This is a genomic window from Haloarcula sp. Atlit-7R (assembly GCF_003666065.1).
In the GTDB taxonomy this organism is placed as follows: Archaea; Halobacteriota; Halobacteria; order Halobacteriales; family Haloarculaceae; genus Haloarcula; species Haloarcula taiwanensis.
Map to the genome: position 1 here is coordinate 183,817 of NZ_QXIK01000006.1, position 15,502 is coordinate 199,318.

The window sequence follows — 15,502 nt, forward strand, 5'->3', positions numbered from 1 at the left end:
ACTGAAATAAGAGTTCACCTAAATCAAGGCCGAGGTCCTACACGTAATCAGCGCATAGATTCCGGCCCCGGCAGAACCACAAGCGAATGGGGTGGGGTAGTTTACTGATTTACCGAGACGCGGTCAGTCTCCTCATGCTCGCCAGTTTCCTGCTCTGCGTCCCCAAGATACTCCTCGCCGCCCATATCTCGTAGCAGGTCGTTGAAGACGGCTGCTGCCGTCTCGACCTTGTGGACTGTCGGGAACGCCGTCTTGTCTATCTGTGCGATGAAGTCGCCGTACTCCCTGACGAAGTCGTGACGCCACGCCTCACTCTGTTCTGGTGATGCAAATTGCGCGATGAACTGCCACTCGTGGTAGTCGTCCGCGCTGGCAAAGAGCATCACGTGCGGGTCGTCGAGCAATCGTTTGTAGCACCGCTCCCAGTTCTCATCAAAATTCGAATAATGAAAGGCAACTTGAAAAATATAGTATTCGAAGATGTTTTGATTTGGGATTGCTCGCATCGAGAATACATCCTCGTCGCGCATCTCGTTCAGGATCTCGTTCACGCGATTGTGAGAGAGTGAGATATCGAACTCTTCTTCCAAGATGTCACGAAGTTTACTGGCAGGCTTCTCAGGATATTTCACCCTTGCCTTGAGAATAGCCACATCGCGGGGTGAGAGGTCGAACTCGAAATCGTTCCCGTTGCTCATTGTATTCTGTTGGTTCCAGCATGCGGTCGCAATCGCAATAAGTGTTGTTTAACGATACCATGGTGGTAAATATGGGTGATCCGACATATATTGAATCCTTGTTTTCGCAGTTATCGGTCCTCTATTGACGAGATTCGGATATTCAATATCGTCGAACGAATCACTCGTCACCCTAGGAACGGTAATTATACAATTCACTAACTTCCCCCTCAATATGATAAACTCATCTATATGCCTGTATAGTAGTGAATTATAATATAATTTCAATTAACTATTTATTACAGCGTAGTGAATGCTGTCACTGGTGTTTCATGACCACAGACAGTGATGATTCCGCAGAGACGGATAGTGCAATCAAACAACGCCATCGGGACGCCGCTGCAGATACGATACCGGACACCCTCTCGCACTACATCGGTGGCGAGTTCGTCGCTGGCAATAGCCACAAGACAATTGAGACCCGCGATCCGACGACAGATGAGGTACTCGGTGAAGTGCCAGCAGGCAACGCTGCCGACATAGACGACGCAGTAAAGGCCGCACAGCAAGCCTTCGACGGGGGGTGGAAGGACGCCTCGCCGGGAGAGCGTCAGCGCGTCCTCTCGGAGATGGCCCACGCCGTCGAAGAAAACCAGAAGGCCCTCGCCACGCTCGAAGTGCTGGATACGGGCAAGACGATCACCGAAGCGATGGGCGACATGGGACTGGTCATCGACCACCTCACATACTACGCCGCAGCCGCCCGCAACGTCAACGGAGAGACTCGCCAGACGAACGACCTCTTCGACCGGGAGAAACAGGTCTTCACTGTCAAGGAACCATACGGCGTCGTCGGCGCAATCGTACCCTGGAACTTCCCGCTGCTCATCGCCATCTGGAAGCTCGGTCCTGCTCTCGCCGCCGGCAACACAGTGGTTCTCAAACCCTCTGAAGAGACGCCGCTATCCATTCTCAAACTGATGGAACTCGTCGACAACACCGTTCCAGACGGCGTCATCAACGTCGTCACCGGGTACGGTGAGGACGCCGGTGCCCATCTCTCGACCCACGAGGACGTGCCCAAGATCTCCTTTACCGGTTCGACGGAAGTCGGCAAAGAAATTATCCGCAACTCCGCAGAGGACATCAAGAAGACGACGCTCGAACTCGGCGGGAAGAGTCCCGTCATCGTCTACCCTGACGCCGACCTCGAAGAGGCAGTCGAGGCGGCGATGATGGCCATCTTCTTCAATAAAGGCGAGTGCTGTGCCGCAGGGTCCCGATTGTTCGTTCACGAGGATATTGAAGAGCAGTTCCTCGAGACGTTCACCAATGCCGCGTCCGGCATGACCGTCGGTGACCCACTCCTCAAAGAGACGGACATGGGGCCGAAAGTCTCCGACGAACAGGTCCAGCGGACGAACGGGTTCGTGGAGGCCGCCCGCGAGAGCGGTGCAACCATCCGAACCGGCGGCAGCGCACCCGACGACGAGTCGCTCGCCGGCGGTGCGTTCTACGAACCGACCGTTATCGACGATATCGACCACGACCACCCCTCGGTGCAGGAAGAAATCTTCGGTCCCGTCATGGAGACGTTCTCCTGGAGTGACGAGGACGACGTGGTCGAACTGGCCAACGATGTCGACTACGGCCTCGCCGCTGGCGTCATCTCCGGCGACGTGACTAAGGCCCTCCAAACAGCTCGGCGTCTCGAAGCGGGCGTCGTCTGGGTGAACCACTACAACGACGTGTCGGCGGGCCAGCCCTTCGGCGGCTACAAACAGTCCGGCACCGGCCGGGAGAACGCTGCTGAAGCTATCGACGAATTTACACAGACGAAAGCCATCAACGTTAATCTCGGATAGCGCTGACATCCGTCTGTGTCACACGCCTATAATATGGGTTTCGTTCGTTGGCCACGATGAACCAAACAATTATCAGTACCTCACAAAGCATCGGCAGTTAGCATGGTCTGAGTCACCGGGTTTGTTGTGCTCAGTCGTCGATAGCCCTCGAGGAGCGTTGATCGAAGACACGAACTGTCGCTGTTGGCGGCGTTTAGCCGCCGACGCGACAGCGTTTCCACTCAGGCAGACGCTGCTCGGTCGGTGACTACTAGTGGCACCGATCCTCTGGGGACGATTTACGGGGACGGCCCGACGCACCGCGAGGGCCGTTCACGCTGCTTGGCGGATCATATTGCTGAACTCCTTGTCCGGCAACCGCCAGAGGCGATGTCTGCCTCGGCGGGGCGTCGCCACGTATTCGTGGTGAGGATACCGTCACCCGTTCTGTAACAGCAGACTCACCACAATGTACAGTAGCCTCACCGTCGTGTCTCGTGTCGCTATCGCTTGTTCAACAACCTATCGGTCGACGCGATGCCGAAGCGTTTGTTGTAGTGGTATCGAGCGTCGCGTTGAGTCTCGATGAACGACACCTGCTTTCTGATTCGATCCTTGTTCCCCGCTGGCGGGACAGACCCTTGCACGGTCCACGACAGGAGTCTCACGATTGCACCGCTCCGATTGAGTCCGCTCCGGTCCCACACTGGTTGACCGCCGAAATCGCACACCGCAGGGGAACCTATTCAAAACCTAACCTCTTAGAAATTTTCCACTATTCTGCGGCCTATCGTGACCCTCTCTGCTAACTGACTCGGGCCATGTATTCAGTACGGATCGGACCACCTCACTAGAGGATGCCAGGAGTCAACTGCTGAATACAGAGAACGGAGGATGAGTTTCCCAGAGGAGTCCGTCCACTTCGGGACGGACGAGCGGAGCGGGCGATAGGTACGTTGGATGCCTATTTGGCTGTGTGCGCTTTCTGATCTCTTCCGGCTCCGAGGGAGACACAAATCCGCTTGTACGCCAGCCAGAGCGCTGATGGGTTTCTCCGAGACAAAAAGAGCTGATGACTGAATTGCGGGTCCGGAAACCCGATGGCTGGACGACCGTCTCGTTTCCCAACGTAGTTGCGTCGATTTCGGTTGTCGAAGGGAAGGTCGACGGCCTGCTGTGCCTGACCCTCACCGGTGAACGGGAGGACGGTCCTCGCATCGTCGAAACCGGCATTCTCGACGTCGACGAAAATGATGAGCACTTGCTGGAGAATACAGTGTCCCGGACCGAGAACGGGACGAGTGTCGTTTTGGATCGGCTACTACCGGATTGACTGCAACTTCAACTGAGGACTACCGCTCCCATGGAAAGAATCCATTCCGCTCGCGATAGGCACTGATCTGGTCCTGAAACTCTTGTTCCTGAAAGTCTGGCTCATCGCCGTGGATATCCTCCGGTGAGACGCCGTCGGGGAGATGCTCATAGCCTGTGACGTCCTCCGTATTGTCTTCCTGTTCGGGCTCGTGTCGGTGCTGTCCGCACTCCCTGCAGGTCCAGATCAGCCGGTCAAGATGTGGGTGGCACTCGAAGCCGTCCAGCCCGTGAGATTCGTGTCCTGTCACGGCGCCACACTGGCGACAGTAGAACCCGATTCCGACTATCTCCGGTTCGGCTCTTGCCTGATGGCGCTGCACGACACCGGGAACAAGCCAGTACGTGCCATCGTCCTCCCGGAACTCGTCTGTGAACTGCTGGAACTCCGAGCGGTCGGTGACCGGCGACCCGTCCTCGAGATAGATCCGTGGCTGGACGTCGTCCCCATCCCCGTCCCAGTTGGTCTGCTCGTCGGCTGTCTCCAAGAGCGCCTGTCCGGGTTCCGCGTCGATCGTGGTTTCGGTCGGCAGGTCGGGCCAGCCCTTCGTGAGAGTGGCGGCTGGCTCGGTCCCAAATGCTGCTCGACACTTCACCGTTCCATGGGAGACATCCTCGCCGCTCGCGATGCTATCAGACACGGAGAAGGCCGCAGCGCCGAGGGCTCGTGCATGGAAATCGGTGTTCGCTTCGACGAGTGCGAGTACTACCCGCCCGAACGTCCACGCCCCAAGTGGACTACTACCTTGATCGTCGGACGAAGTCTCGGAGACGCCGGTTTGAGCGCAGAACGGACACTGGCGTTCATCCCGTGAGATATCCTGTCCACAGGTTCTGCAGGTACGAGTCTCATCCTCTGTACGGTCGGGATAGCCGGTGGATTCGAGGACTCGTTCCCGTCCGGTCTCCCCCGTTTCAGGATCGGAACTCGCTGCGCCGAGGATATCAGCGGGATCGTACTCAGGATTCCGGTCAGTCACACGCTTGGTTGCGGTCGGCATCGTATTTAAACTCCAGCCCCGAGGGAAGCACAAACCGACAGAGAGCGAGAGTCTTGTTGATCAAGTGAAACAGCTGTTGACCTGATGGTGTTGCCACTGGTTCCCATGCAAGATGTAGAGAGTGCATGCAGCAGGCAGACAACTTCGGGGAAACACTATTTCATAATATTTGAGGGTTACTTGTGTCAACCAGAACCAATCTGTTGAATGTAGGGAAATCAGGCTAATATTGGCAGGAATTCAAAACCGGATCTATCAAAGCATCAATTCAGCGATTTCCACGCGGTAGCGGCCGTGCTGATAACCTCTAATGCATCTTGACTTCCGTTTGCTTCTCCTTTTTCAAAATCCTCCTCAGTCTGTCCCATCTGGTTGGTTACATGCGCGAAGCAAACCACCGGGCGTTCTCGAACGGCCGCGAACGTATACAGTGCTGCAGCTTCCATTTCGACGGCAAGGATTCCTTCTGACCGAGCACGTTCGATTGCGGCCTCCGTTTCCCGGAATGGGGCATCAGTTGTCCACGTTGCTCCCGTATACACGGGACGGGACACTGTTTCACATGCTTCTTCGACCGAAGCACGAAGCTCGTCATCAAGAGTCGCATAGCGACTCGTCGAACAGTAGTGGTGACTCGTTCCTTCATCGCGGAGCGCGCGGTCGATGAGAAGGAAGTAAGGCGGATCGTCCTTGGGCACAATCTGTCCTGAGGAGGTTACGCTTATGAGAAACTGGCAGCCGGCGGCGAACAGTTGCTCCGCAAGTAGCACAGCGAACGACGCTCCAACGGCGCAGCCCACGATGCCGAATTCCTGATCATTTCGCTCGAACCGATAAAGGTCGGTGTGGTAGCCGGGCCACGCTCCATCTATGTGTGCTTCGCCGGTGGCCGTCAGCTGGCGGACGATGTCTCCATCTGGATCGAGGATACAGATTTCCGGAGCTGAGTGTTCTGGGAGATCCTTCTGGCGTCGGGCGTTCTCCAGCGGTGCTTCCGGCGTGAATACAGAGGATTCGTCGAATTCTTTGGCCTCGAAAAGCGGAGAGGAATCCGGATCGGTCGAGTCAGTCATGTAGTTCGTGTTCACGGAACCCGGGCAAGGATATTGTGGTCACTCAGGCAACGTCCCGACAATCGCTGTAATCGCGGCTTTCGATGGGTCTGTGCTCTCGAAGACTTGCTCGTCGGAGATACCCAAGAAGAACTCCTGCTCACCCTCGACGTATTCCAGAATTGTGTCCGCCAATGCCTCAGAATCCCGGTGGACCATCCGCTGGAAGTAGGAACCTTCTCGCTCCAGATTCGATTGAATGTACTCGGAACGTGTGTTCAACACGAGTGCGACGAGAGTCCCCCCAGGAGCGAGTACGCGTGTCGCTTCTGCAAGGACTGCATCGATATCGGGAATGAATTCGAGTGTCGAGACGGAGACGACAGTATCAACGGACGCTGTTGTGACAGGGAGCGTGGTCGCATCGCCGAGTACAAATGATGCAGAAACTCGCTCCCGTGCTGCCCGGATCATCGCCTCCGAGCGATCCACCCCGATTATTTTGTCGTCGGGAAAGCGTTCTTCGAGCGAGCCGATGCCGCAGCCAACGTCCAAAACTCGGTCGTCCGCTCTGACGTGCTGTTTCACGTACGTGGCCTCGCGATCCATGACCGCCGTCCCAAACTCGCTCTCACAGAATCGAATGAAGCTCTCGACGTCGCTCATCTCCTCGCCTCTTCGAGAACGCGTCCGAGTCGATCTTTGACGTACTGGACGTCTTCGCTCGTCGTCTCACGACCCAGCGAGAACCGAACCGCGCCAAATGCTAGATTTGTATCGATGTCCATCTCCATCAGAACCCGCGAGGGAGACCGATCACCGGAGTGGCACGCAGATCCGCTCGACACTGCGATGTCGTGGTCAGCGAATGCCTGAACGAGATCAGCCCCCGAAAATTCAGGAAACTCCATCATCGCATAGCCCGGAAGTCGTCGGTCGGGATGACCGACGAGGGTTGCATCGGTTTCAGTTTGGAGTGTGGCGACCAGTTCATCACGGAGTTCACTCAGTCGTTCTCTCCGGTCCGCCATGTCATCCACAGCGAGCGTAGCAGCTTTCCCCATCCCAACAATCCCTGGGACGTTCTCGGTTCCGCTACGGAGGCCCCGTTCTTGACCGCCGCCGTGAATTATCGGCTCCAGTTCGACGCCGTCACGGACGTACACTGCCCCCACACCCTTTGGTCCGTAGAACTTGTGCGCACTGAGGCTCGCCAAGTCAAGTCCGAGCTCATCGACCTCGATTGGAATCTTCCCGGCTGACTGGATCGTGTCCGAATGGAACAAGACGTCGTGTTTGTCGGTGAGTTCGCCGATGGCTTCCAGCGGCTGGATAACCCCGGTTTCGTTGTTGGCGTGCATAACGGAGACGATGGCTGTGTCTGGTTGAATCGCGCCTGCGACATCGGCTGGATCGACACGGCCGTCCCGCCCGGGAGTCACCCGGGTTACGTCGATACCGTGGTCTTCCAACCAGTTTGCCGTCTCGACCACCGCCGAGTGTTCAATAGTCGTGGTGACGGCATGTTTCCCGTCAGAGGATTCAACGGCCCCTTTGAGCGCGAGGTTGTCTGCTTCGCTTCCTCCGCCCGTGAACACGATGTTCCGGCCACTCGTACCGAGGAGATCAGCGACTGCTGCTCGTGCGTTGCGGACCGCGTCAGCTTTCGGAGGTCGCATAGACCGCCGATGGATTGCAGTAGTGGTCGTCGAGATACGGCTGCATCACGGCGACTACCTCCTCGTTCGGTTCCGTCGTCGCGGCGTGGTCCAAGTAGATCATTAGTAGTGGTTAAGACGCAGCATCAGTTCTTGAGCGCTTCAATCTAAAACTGAGGCGACTCTCTGCCATAATTCGTGGGCTGGGTTCCCTCTTTGGGAGAATCAGCACCGCGACTCAAGCCATCCTGTAACGTAGTTTCCGTATGAACCTCGGAATTATCTTGGAGACGGTGGTCTACTCGGCTACTCTTGATTTGTTTCCACGCGTCCAACCTGTCTTCAAGGGCCTTTGCGTCCTCTCCCTGTCCCTGAAGCTGACGTGCTGTTTCGGTCGAAGCGACTCCCGCGTCACAGACCATGACCAATCCCTCATCGCTCGGAAGATCGTCCAGCGCCGCTAATGCCTCTTCGACATCTCCCGAGAGAAGAACCTCTCTAATTGGTCGATCCTCACTTCCACTAATGTGCTCTTCTTCGTAGTCCTCTTCTGACCGGATATCGACCACACAGACATCCTTATTATTCTCCAACTTTTTTCGAAGCGTTTCGGAATAATCGAAGTCATCTACGAAATGTACCCTTTTAAAAGATAAGAGGGTGGTGACTTCGTTCAATAGGCGAATGACGGCTGTACTCCTCATCTACTGATTCTGCGATGAACACGAATCGTATGGGGCGTTCTAAGACATCCCCATCGGGTAGAAATGTTCACCCCGGTGATTTGGGAGACTAGTCGGCAGCGTGTTCGGACTGTTGAGGCTTAGCTACGCCCAGCGGATCAGCTGTCGAAGTCGCAGTGACCAATCGCAAGAATTGGCCTGCGTTCGTGAGGAGTTTGTTCTCGGCCTTCCGAAGGTGTTCTTCGAAAGTCGAACGAGCGACGGCTGTCTGTTCGGCCAGTTCCCGAAGAGAGGTCTTTCGTGGTTGTTCGTAGTAGCCGCGTTCCAGTGCTAACTGGAGTGCCGCTAGCTGTCGGTCAGTGAGGTCCTCAAACAGTTCACTTGCCGGAGCCAGCATACTGTGGGGGATCTGCGTCTCCGAAATCGAGGTCTTCGAGAGCAGTTCGATCTGCCTGTCGGATCGCAGATCATCGAGTAACTCCCGGATGTCTTCACCGTCGAATGCGACTACCGTGTAGTGTTCCCAGCCTTGGCGGTAGATCGTCGGTGACTGATACAGACAGTTGTGCTCCTCGAACCGGTCGATGATGGACTCTTCCAGCGAACAGAGACACGACTGCGTGACGACGTGATACCCGTCTTCGTCCTCCGATTTATGGAGGACGGTCCCTAACTGACTGATCTCATCGAGTAGCTCATCAGTCGGTGTCGTCTCGGAGGTAATTTCGAGCACTTGGCAGTCGCTCAGCGGCCACTCACGTATCGTCAAATCCGGGTGGTGCTCTGAGATTTCTCGGTACGGACACTCGTGTTTGACCCGTATCGAGGCCTCGTACAGACTCATACAACTAACTTTGGGCTGGTCATAATTAATGGTGCCGGTCATGTCCGGCAGCACCTATATACAAATATACCTTCTATTCAGGAATACCGATGCAGGAGATCACGCCGGAAGAACTCAGCGAACAATTGCGAAATGGTGATGACGAGCCGCTCGTCCTCGATATTCGCCACGAAGCGGATTTCGAGGACTGGCATATCCCAGGCAGCACCAACGTCGATGTCTACGACGAATTAACAGACGACCCTGAGCGAGCCAAGGAAGACCTCTCAGACTTGCCCCGTGACGAGCGAATCGTCACTGTCTGTGCCGCTGGTATCGTCTCTCAAACCGCGACAGAAGTCCTCCAAGAGCTGGACTACGATGCTGTGACGCTCACCGATGGGATGAACGGCTGGAGCCGTGTCCACCGGCACGCGGAGGTGCCTGCCGATATCGATGGCACGCTCGTTCAGGTCGCAAGACCCGGGAAAGGCTGCCTCTCACACGTCCTCATATCGGATGGTGAAGCAGCCGTCTTCGACCCGTCACACTATCTCGACGAATACGAGGCGATCCTCGACGAGTACGACGCCGAACTCGTCGGGGTCTTCGACACGCACGCCCACGCCGACCACGTCTCGGGTGCGGCGGAGCTCGCCGACCGTCACGGCGTCCCCTACTACCTCCATCCGAAGGATGCTCTCGCAATTGACGCGACACCAGTCGAGGACGGACAAACTGTAACAGTCGCCAGTCTCGATATCGAGGCCATCCACACGCCGGGACATAGCATGGGGAGCGTCTCGTTCGACATCGACGGTGCCGCCCTGATCACGGGCGATACACTCTTCCACGAGAGCGTGGGGCGCGTCGAACTCGGTGTCGAAGCGGGAATTGAAGATTCCGACGTAAAGCAGAACGCGGCGACGCTCTACGAGAGCCTCCGACGATTACTGGACCGTCCAGACGACGCATTAGTCCTGCCAGCACACGACCCTGGCTCGCCCGAACCACCGGTGACCGCGACCCTTGCGGAGGTCAAGGAACGGAACGACGACCTCGGCCGCGACCGAGAGGAGTTCGTCCGCGAACTCGCAGCTGACATCCCGGATCACCCGCCGAACTTCGAGCGCGTCAAGCGGACGAACGTCGGACAAGAATCGGTCCCTGCCGACGAACTGGCCGAGTTAGAACTGGGCCCCAACAACTGCGCTGCTGAATGAACCCATGAGTACGGGAACTGAAATCAAACAAGGAATCCGCGAGCACTTCGGACAGTTCTCACTCCACGTCCTGCTGGTGTTCGCCACAGGCCTGACCATCGGGTCCGAACGGACCGTCGTCCCTGTTCTGGGCGAAGAGGTACTCGGCGTCAAATCGTTCCTAGTTATCGGTTCGTTCGTCGTCTCGTTCGGAATCGTGAAGTCGATCCTCAATCTCTACGCTGGCAAATGGGGTGAGGAGTACGGCCGCAAGCCAGTCCTCGTCGCCGGGTGGGCGACGGCACTCCCGCTGCCGCTCATTCTCATCTTCGCGCCCAGTTGGGGCTGGATCACCGTCGGGAACATCCTACTTGGCATCAACCAAGCGTTGACGTGGAGTATGGCAATCAACGCGAAGATCGACCTCGCAGGACCCGACCAGCGTGGCCTCGCGGTCGGCATCGACGAGTCGTTCGGCTACACTGGCGTTGCCGTCGGGGCATGGATTACGGGCGCTATCGCCGGTCAGTGGAGCCTCCGGCCCGAACCGTTCTACTTCCTGGCTGTCGTCGTCGTGCTGGCGTTCCTCATCTCGATCTTCCTGATCAAGGAAACCGTTCAGTACGCCCAAGCCGAGGGAGACGACGACCACCACGACGCAAACTTGCCGTTCAACGAGGTGGTGAAGCGCGCGACCTACGGTGACAAGACGCTGTTCGCTGCGGCGCAGGCCGGTCACATCGAGAACTTCGTGGACACGCTGTTCTGGATTGCCGTCCCGCTGTATCTGGTAAGCCAGGGTCTTGGTATCGCGGCTGTCGGTGTCGTCGTCGGTGTCCACAGCGCGATGTACTTCCTCCAGATTGCGACTGGTGGACTTGCTGACCGTATTGGTCGCCGCCCGCCGGTCATCTGGGGGATGTTCCTCGCAGGTGCCGGCGTCCTCGGAATGGTACTCGTCGAGGGGTACCTCGCGTGGGCAGTCTTGGCCGCGATGTCCGGTCTCGGTATGGCCTTGCTGTATCCGAACCTGATGACTGTGCCGAGCGATGCCGCCCACCCAACGTGGCGGTCTGCAGGGATGGGGGTCTACCGAATGTGGCGTGACTCCGGCTATGCCGTCGGAGCTGTCCTGATCGGACTCTCAATGGAGTTCATCAGCGCCGAAGCCGCATTCTACATGACTGCGATCCTGATGTTCGTGTCTGGTGCAGTCGTGTACGTCTGGATGGAAGAAACCCATCCTGAGTTCGGAGCTCACAAGCCACCTTCACCTGCTCCCACGGAAGCGGCTCCAACTATCTCTCAAGACTAGCTCGGCAATACGGGTCGTCGTGTTTCCAGTCTACATTCGCTTTTTGTTCCGATTGGGATTGAATCGGAGGCGACTCTGTGCTGAGTGTGCACTGTGCATCTTGCACAGCCCGATCTACCAACCTCGAGACAGATACCAGTGTTTTGCTGTCTTCGGTTAGAGCCGGGACCAAGACAGGACGAGTTGGCTACTCGCCGTCCGTGCTGTCCGTCACTTCTGCGATGAACGTGTCCGTTGATCTGTCCAGATCGTACTGGTTGATGAGTTCGAGGGCAGCCAGCGCTGCGCCTGTGTCTACGAGGTCTGCGGCGAGCAACCGTTTGAGACGAAGAGTGCCTTTGTGGGCACGGTCGGAATCTGAACCTCGCATCTGGGAAAATTCCATCAAGAGTCGTCGCCAAGCAGTCGCCGAGCCGGTCACCGTGAGATTCCAGTCCGGGGCTTCATATCTAGAGGACGACTGCCGGCGGTAGTGGCCTTCAAGTCTGTCGAGCAAGTCGTCGATGATCGTGCCCTTCTCAACGGTCCGTCCGTGTATGGCGTAGTCTGGGTCGACGAGATTGCGCCACTCGTCGTAGGAGGCGATATCGTACTCGACAGCTAGCTCGACCTCGACTGTTTCGAGACAATCGGCCTTCCCGGGTTCATTCACGCGCCGAAGTCGATCTGCGGTCCCTTCGGCGCGGACTGTAAGGTCTGGGAACTGCGCTTCGCTGGATGCTGGGTGCTGTTCTCCGGTCTGATCGCTGTTGGTGGTCTTCGATGCCATGGGTACTGTCGGGACGCTCTCACTGGACCGCCCCGCATCCGACTGGGGGTGCAAAAAATTGCTATCGGCTTACGAGATCAATCGCTGAATATAGTTTCTTCACCTAGTCAAGTGAGTGAAACAGCTGTAGCGTGTACCTCCGCACATGGTGGTATCACGTCTCTGAGAGACCTCATCCCACGGCAAATTTAGAGGCAAATTATTTTAGCGACTACCCCGAACCTGTACATATGTCCCACGAAGTCGAAGACGAAACGACAGTGAACGAGAGCTATTCTGTGACGGTCCCAGCAGCGGTACGGAGAGAGGCTGGTGTTGAAGCTGGTGACAAAATCCGCTGGCATGTCGACGATGACGGGAAGCTTTCAATCAAACTCGTCAAGCAACACTATGGAGCGTTCTCACAACTAGAGCCAGTCGACGTAGGCGAACCAACTGATGCCGCTGACGACCACGATCTCATTGCTGGAGACTACTGATGGCCGCGGTTGTTGTCGACGCAAACGTCCTCATCGCTACTCGTCTCTCTCGTGATCAGAATCACGAACGTGGCAAAGCAATTACGCAGGCGGTAGACCAAGGAGTCCTCCCAACAGCGTACATCCTGTGTGACGTGCTCGAAGAGGTCATCAATTATCTTCAGGCAAGGGCTGGGCACAATGTTGCGACTGAAACGCTTGATGCTATCATCGAGAGCAGCGGGTTCTCACTCATACAGAGTTCAAAATCTGATTTCGACACTGGCCGGTCGCTGTTCCGACGCTACGAGTCCCTTTCACTGACTGATGCCATTATTGTCGCAACGATGCAACGAGAAGAGATCGAATATCTCTACAGCTTTGACGACGGATTTGACGGTGTTTCCTCACTCACTCGCCTCACGACACCTGATAACCCGTTTGAGCAGTAGCACCTCTGTCCCGACTACAGGAAAGCTCAGTATACCAATGAGCGCTTATTCGGTCGCTGAAGAAGTGTGATAGGACGCCCCGGAATCAAACGAGGTCAGCTCCTCGATGCGCTCTTCAAGCTCCACAATCTCGTCTTGGAGCTGCTGGACTTCGTCATTGTCAGCATCGCTGGCGACAAGGCGATCTTTCAGCCCCTGAAGCCGGGTCTCTTTGGTCTCCTCGTCAACATCGGCTTTGCGGACGTACTCGGTACTCTCAATGTCATACAGATCCGCCTCTGACAGCTCGGTCACCTCAAGAGCATCGTCCACCTTGTCTCGGTCAACGCTCGTCACGCGCTCACGGTCAATCCCGGCGGCTTCCAGCGCGTTCAGCACAGTCTCCTCGTCTTTGAGCGAGCGTTGACGGCGTGCGGTCCGCTGGACGGAGCCAAACTGCCCGCTGACTGGTTGGTCGTGATGGAGCCGACTCAGGATGACGTCAGCGACCTCTTTCCGGAGGTCGTTGGCACTGCGCTGGACATCCGACAACATCGTGTACAGGTCCACGAGCGTATCCGTCTCGATATCGCCAAACGTGTCGACGTCGTGGCGCTCAAGGGCGTCGGTCAGCAGGAGTGCGTCGCTGTACACTTGCAGATCCGGTTCAGTCCGCTCGGTTTCTTCATCCCCATCACCGGTCGTGGCGATCTGTATCGTGGTTTCGAGGTCGCTTTGTCGGATGATACCGGCGTCTTCGTCAATCTCTATTCGTGGATGAAGCGACCAGACCGTAGCGAACGGCTCGGCATCGGGTGGCAATCGGTCAAGAGCGAACTCTTGATTTGGTTCGTCATGCACCCGCCAAAACAGCGTTTCGAACTGCTCGCGTTGGAGTGGTCGTGTCTCATCCTTTTCGACGTAGTCGATGATGATTCGGTGTTCTTGGGTCTCACTGATCCGGAACGGCGTATGCGAGAGCGGCGTCACCAGCACTGCATCAGATGGGAGTTCATCAGCCTCCTCCAACAGCGTGTGCCAGTTGACACTGAACGACATATTCGATCCAGCACTGCCATCATCAAATGACTACTGCTCACGCGTGCAGACACACCACCGTTTCCGGTGAAAACCACCAGATAGCAGTAGTGTTTACACTCGAAACACGGTGTGGTGTATCTGGGATGTGACCATCCTCAGCGCAGGAATGATCTACACTTTGAGTGGCTCCATCGGCTCGACCTCGAAGGTCAACAGGTGGGACCGGAGTTGGGCGTAGGCCCCGTCGCCATCAGTCGTGACACAGAACCGATTTGACCTTGCCGCACGAGGATTGCCGTCGTTCTCTTGCCACTCTTCCAGCGTGAACTCAAGCGCCTCCAATTCGCTGTCAGCCCCCTCAAAGACGGCCGCGACCGACGGGGTCCCGTGGTTGTCAGCGACGTATGCGACCTTGACAGCGTCGTGGCCGGTGTCAAGTCTCTGCCAGCCATCGAGTTTGTCTGGCGGCTCCTCGGCGAACTGCTCGATTTCGCGCTGGGTCAGTTCGGCTTCTGCGGCGTCGCGCCATGCTTGCTTGATGTCCTCGGCTTGGGACCGCTCGATCTCCTGAAGGACGTCGGTGTCGATACACTCTCTGGCCCACGCAAGCACGGTCTTGGCTTTCTCGTGCCTCTCCTCGGGTTCGCCGTCCAGCTGTCCGAAGTTCATCTCTTGGGGAGACATCAAGAGAACTGACGACCGCCAGTAGCCAGGGTCAGCGTCGCATTCCTCGTCGGCATTGGGAGCCCACGACTCCATCGAGGTCCGGACTTCCTCGTGGTGCCCGAAGCCGGTTCGGACGCCGCCGGCGCGCAGGATTCGCTCCGCGAGGTCGATAGTTCGCTCGCGCTCGTCAGCGGGCGCTTCATCGGGGCGAGTGACGTCGGCGTAGAACGGTAAGCCGACTTTGCTGATGATCGTCTCTTTGTAGTTTGGGATAAGCAGCGGTTCCTCGACGAAGATCGGGTCGAACGGTGGTTCGGTTGTCGGCAACATACTGGAAAGCCTCCAGCCACCGAGGCGGCACAAAATCGCTCGTAAGAGTACGATCTAATAGGCCGCGAATGCAGTGAGTAGTGCTTGATTATGAGCCATTCAGTCCGTCAGTATTCTGACCTCACACTGATTTCCTGCTGGAACCAACCCAAGGACCACACACCACTATTTCCGGAGCTTT

At 56.8% G+C, this 15,502-nt stretch carries 17 protein-coding genes and 1 pseudogene; 6 read left to right on the forward strand and 12 right to left on the reverse strand.

Going from position 1 to position 15,502, the window contains the following annotated elements; genetic code table 11:
• Window positions 1-101: 101 nt before the first annotated feature.
• Window positions 102-698, reverse strand: coding sequence for a helix-turn-helix domain-containing protein (locus D3D01_RS13990; RefSeq protein WP_121512592.1), 597 nt, complete (start codon window positions 696-698; stop codon window positions 102-104).
• 311 nt (window positions 699-1,009) lie between these two features.
• On the opposite strand from D3D01_RS13990, the gene D3D01_RS13995 reads away from it, so the two are divergent.
• Window positions 1,010-2,542, forward strand: a complete 1,533-nt coding sequence (locus D3D01_RS13995) for an aldehyde dehydrogenase (protein ID WP_121512593.1) — start codon at window positions 1,010-1,012, stop codon at window positions 2,540-2,542.
• A gap of 312 nt (window positions 2,543-2,854) precedes the next feature.
• Here the strand turns inward: D3D01_RS13995 and D3D01_RS14000 are convergent.
• Window positions 2,855-3,111: pseudogene (locus D3D01_RS14000) on the reverse strand (ISH3 family transposase); the annotation flags it as partial.
• A 482-nt stretch (window positions 3,112-3,593) separates the two neighbouring features.
• On the opposite strand from D3D01_RS14000, the gene D3D01_RS14005 reads away from it, so the two are divergent.
• Entirely contained in the window at window positions 3,594-3,854 is a 261-nt protein-coding gene (locus D3D01_RS14005) for a hypothetical protein (RefSeq protein WP_121512594.1), read from the forward strand.
• Window positions 3,855-3,873: 19 nt separating this feature from the next.
• Here the strand turns inward: D3D01_RS14005 and D3D01_RS14010 are convergent, their stop codons facing one another.
• The 7 genes from D3D01_RS14010 to D3D01_RS14035 all read right to left on the reverse strand — a co-directional run bounded on the left by D3D01_RS14010 (window position 3,874) and on the right by D3D01_RS14035 (window position 9,130).
• Window positions 3,874-4,893, reverse strand: coding sequence for a hypothetical protein (locus D3D01_RS14010; protein ID WP_121512595.1), 1,020 nt, complete (start codon window positions 4,891-4,893; stop codon window positions 3,874-3,876).
• Between the two features lie 263 nt (window positions 4,894-5,156).
• A complete protein-coding gene (locus D3D01_RS14015) occupies window positions 5,157-5,966 on the reverse strand; it encodes a nucleoside phosphorylase (protein WP_121512662.1) in 810 nt (269 codons plus the stop codon).
• 39 nt (window positions 5,967-6,005) lie between these two features.
• Window positions 6,006-6,611: a class I SAM-dependent methyltransferase gene (locus tag D3D01_RS14020; protein ID WP_121512596.1), complete on the reverse strand. Its 606-nt coding sequence runs from the start codon at window positions 6,609-6,611 to the stop codon at window positions 6,006-6,008.
• On the reverse strand, window positions 6,608-7,624 hold the full coding sequence (locus D3D01_RS14025) for a cysteine desulfurase family protein (RefSeq protein ID WP_121512597.1): 1,017 nt from the start codon (window positions 7,622-7,624) through the stop codon (window positions 6,608-6,610). The genes D3D01_RS14020 and D3D01_RS14025 overlap by 4 nt, the downstream gene beginning before the upstream one ends.
• The gene (locus D3D01_RS24535; protein WP_233563367.1) at window positions 7,605-7,727 is read right to left on the reverse strand and encodes an aminotransferase class V-fold PLP-dependent enzyme; all 123 of its coding nucleotides are present in this window, start codon (window positions 7,725-7,727) and stop codon (window positions 7,605-7,607) included. Before D3D01_RS24535 ends, D3D01_RS14025 begins: the two co-directional genes overlap by 20 nt.
• A 43-nt stretch (window positions 7,728-7,770) precedes the next feature.
• Window positions 7,771-8,280 carry a rhodanese-like domain-containing protein gene (locus D3D01_RS14030; protein WP_158600463.1) on the reverse strand — a complete coding sequence of 170 codons (510 nt, stop codon included), beginning with the start codon at window positions 8,278-8,280 and terminating at the stop codon, window positions 7,771-7,773.
• Window positions 8,281-8,395: 115 nt separating this feature from the next.
• Window positions 8,396-9,130 (reverse strand): helix-turn-helix domain-containing protein, encoded by a 735-nt coding sequence (locus D3D01_RS14035; RefSeq protein ID WP_121512599.1) that lies wholly within the window; start codon window positions 9,128-9,130, stop codon window positions 8,396-8,398.
• Window positions 9,131-9,219: 89 nt separating this feature from the next.
• Here D3D01_RS14035 and D3D01_RS14040 point away from each other — a divergent pair, with 89 nt between their 5' ends.
• A complete protein-coding gene (locus D3D01_RS14040) occupies window positions 9,220-10,332 on the forward strand; it encodes an MBL fold metallo-hydrolase (RefSeq protein ID WP_121512600.1) in 1,113 nt (370 codons plus the stop codon).
• A gap of 4 nt (window positions 10,333-10,336) precedes the next feature.
• Window positions 10,337-11,626, forward strand: a complete 1,290-nt coding sequence (locus D3D01_RS14045) for an MFS transporter (RefSeq protein WP_121512601.1) — start codon at window positions 10,337-10,339, stop codon at window positions 11,624-11,626.
• Window positions 11,627-11,813: 187 nt separating this feature from the next.
• On the opposite strand, the gene D3D01_RS14050 is transcribed toward D3D01_RS14045, so the two are convergent.
• Complete coding sequence (locus tag D3D01_RS14050) at window positions 11,814-12,395, reverse strand: hypothetical protein (protein WP_121512602.1); 582 nt, start codon at window positions 12,393-12,395, stop codon at window positions 11,814-11,816.
• A gap of 230 nt (window positions 12,396-12,625) precedes the next feature.
• Here D3D01_RS14050 and D3D01_RS14055 point away from each other — a divergent pair, with 230 nt between their 5' ends.
• Together D3D01_RS14055 and D3D01_RS14060 are read left to right on the forward strand one after the other, a co-directional pair.
• Window positions 12,626-12,874 (forward strand): AbrB/MazE/SpoVT family DNA-binding domain-containing protein, encoded by a 249-nt coding sequence (locus D3D01_RS14055; protein ID WP_004966486.1) that lies wholly within the window; start codon window positions 12,626-12,628, stop codon window positions 12,872-12,874.
• Entirely contained in the window at window positions 12,874-13,305 is a 432-nt protein-coding gene (locus D3D01_RS14060; RefSeq protein WP_121512603.1) for a type II toxin-antitoxin system VapC family toxin, read from the forward strand. The genes D3D01_RS14055 and D3D01_RS14060 overlap by 1 nt, the downstream gene beginning before the upstream one ends.
• Window positions 13,306-13,350: 45 nt before the next feature.
• Here the strand turns inward: D3D01_RS14060 and D3D01_RS14065 are convergent, their stop codons facing one another.
• Both D3D01_RS14065 and D3D01_RS14070 read right to left on the reverse strand, forming a co-directional pair.
• Complete coding sequence (locus D3D01_RS14065) at window positions 13,351-14,343, reverse strand: hypothetical protein (RefSeq protein WP_121512604.1); 993 nt, start codon at window positions 14,341-14,343, stop codon at window positions 13,351-13,353.
• Between the two features lie 153 nt (window positions 14,344-14,496).
• Window positions 14,497-15,321, reverse strand: coding sequence for a hypothetical protein (locus tag D3D01_RS14070; protein WP_121512605.1), 825 nt, complete (start codon window positions 15,319-15,321; stop codon window positions 14,497-14,499).
• Between the last annotated feature and the right edge of the window lie 181 nt (window positions 15,322-15,502).

Excerpts from the sequence above, each read along its gene's own strand:
- D3D01_RS13990 (WP_121512592.1), bottom strand. The coding sequence starts at position 698 with ATGAGCAACGGGAACGATTTCGAGTTCGACCTCTCACCCCGCGATGTG.
- D3D01_RS13995 (WP_121512593.1), top strand. The coding sequence starts at position 1,010 with ATGACCACAGACAGTGATGATTCCGCAGAGACGGATAGTGCAATCAAA.
- D3D01_RS14005 (WP_121512594.1), top strand. The coding sequence starts at position 3,594 with ATGACTGAATTGCGGGTCCGGAAACCCGATGGCTGGACGACCGTCTCG.
- D3D01_RS14010 (WP_121512595.1), bottom strand. The coding sequence starts at position 4,893 with ATGCCGACCGCAACCAAGCGTGTGACTGACCGGAATCCTGAGTACGAT.
- D3D01_RS14015 (WP_121512662.1), bottom strand. The coding sequence starts at position 5,966 with ATGACTGACTCGACCGATCCGGATTCCTCTCCGCTTTTCGAGGCCAAA.
- D3D01_RS14020 (WP_121512596.1), bottom strand. The coding sequence starts at position 6,611 with ATGAGCGACGTCGAGAGCTTCATTCGATTCTGTGAGAGCGAGTTTGGG.
- D3D01_RS14025 (WP_121512597.1), bottom strand. The coding sequence starts at position 7,624 with ATGCGACCTCCGAAAGCTGACGCGGTCCGCAACGCACGAGCAGCAGTC.
- D3D01_RS24535 (WP_233563367.1), bottom strand. The coding sequence starts at position 7,727 with ATGATCTACTTGGACCACGCCGCGACGACGGAACCGAACGAGGAGGTA.
- D3D01_RS14035 (WP_121512599.1), bottom strand. The coding sequence starts at position 9,130 with ATGAGTCTGTACGAGGCCTCGATACGGGTCAAACACGAGTGTCCGTAC.
- D3D01_RS14040 (WP_121512600.1), top strand. The coding sequence starts at position 9,220 with ATGCAGGAGATCACGCCGGAAGAACTCAGCGAACAATTGCGAAATGGT.
- D3D01_RS14045 (WP_121512601.1), top strand. The coding sequence starts at position 10,337 with ATGAGTACGGGAACTGAAATCAAACAAGGAATCCGCGAGCACTTCGGA.
- D3D01_RS14050 (WP_121512602.1), bottom strand. The coding sequence starts at position 12,395 with ATGGCATCGAAGACCACCAACAGCGATCAGACCGGAGAACAGCACCCA.
- D3D01_RS14055 (WP_004966486.1), top strand. The coding sequence starts at position 12,626 with ATGTCCCACGAAGTCGAAGACGAAACGACAGTGAACGAGAGCTATTCT.
- D3D01_RS14060 (WP_121512603.1), top strand. The coding sequence starts at position 12,874 with ATGGCCGCGGTTGTTGTCGACGCAAACGTCCTCATCGCTACTCGTCTC.
- D3D01_RS14065 (WP_121512604.1), bottom strand. The coding sequence starts at position 14,343 with ATGTCGTTCAGTGTCAACTGGCACACGCTGTTGGAGGAGGCTGATGAA.
- D3D01_RS14070 (WP_121512605.1), bottom strand. The coding sequence starts at position 15,321 with ATGTTGCCGACAACCGAACCACCGTTCGACCCGATCTTCGTCGAGGAA.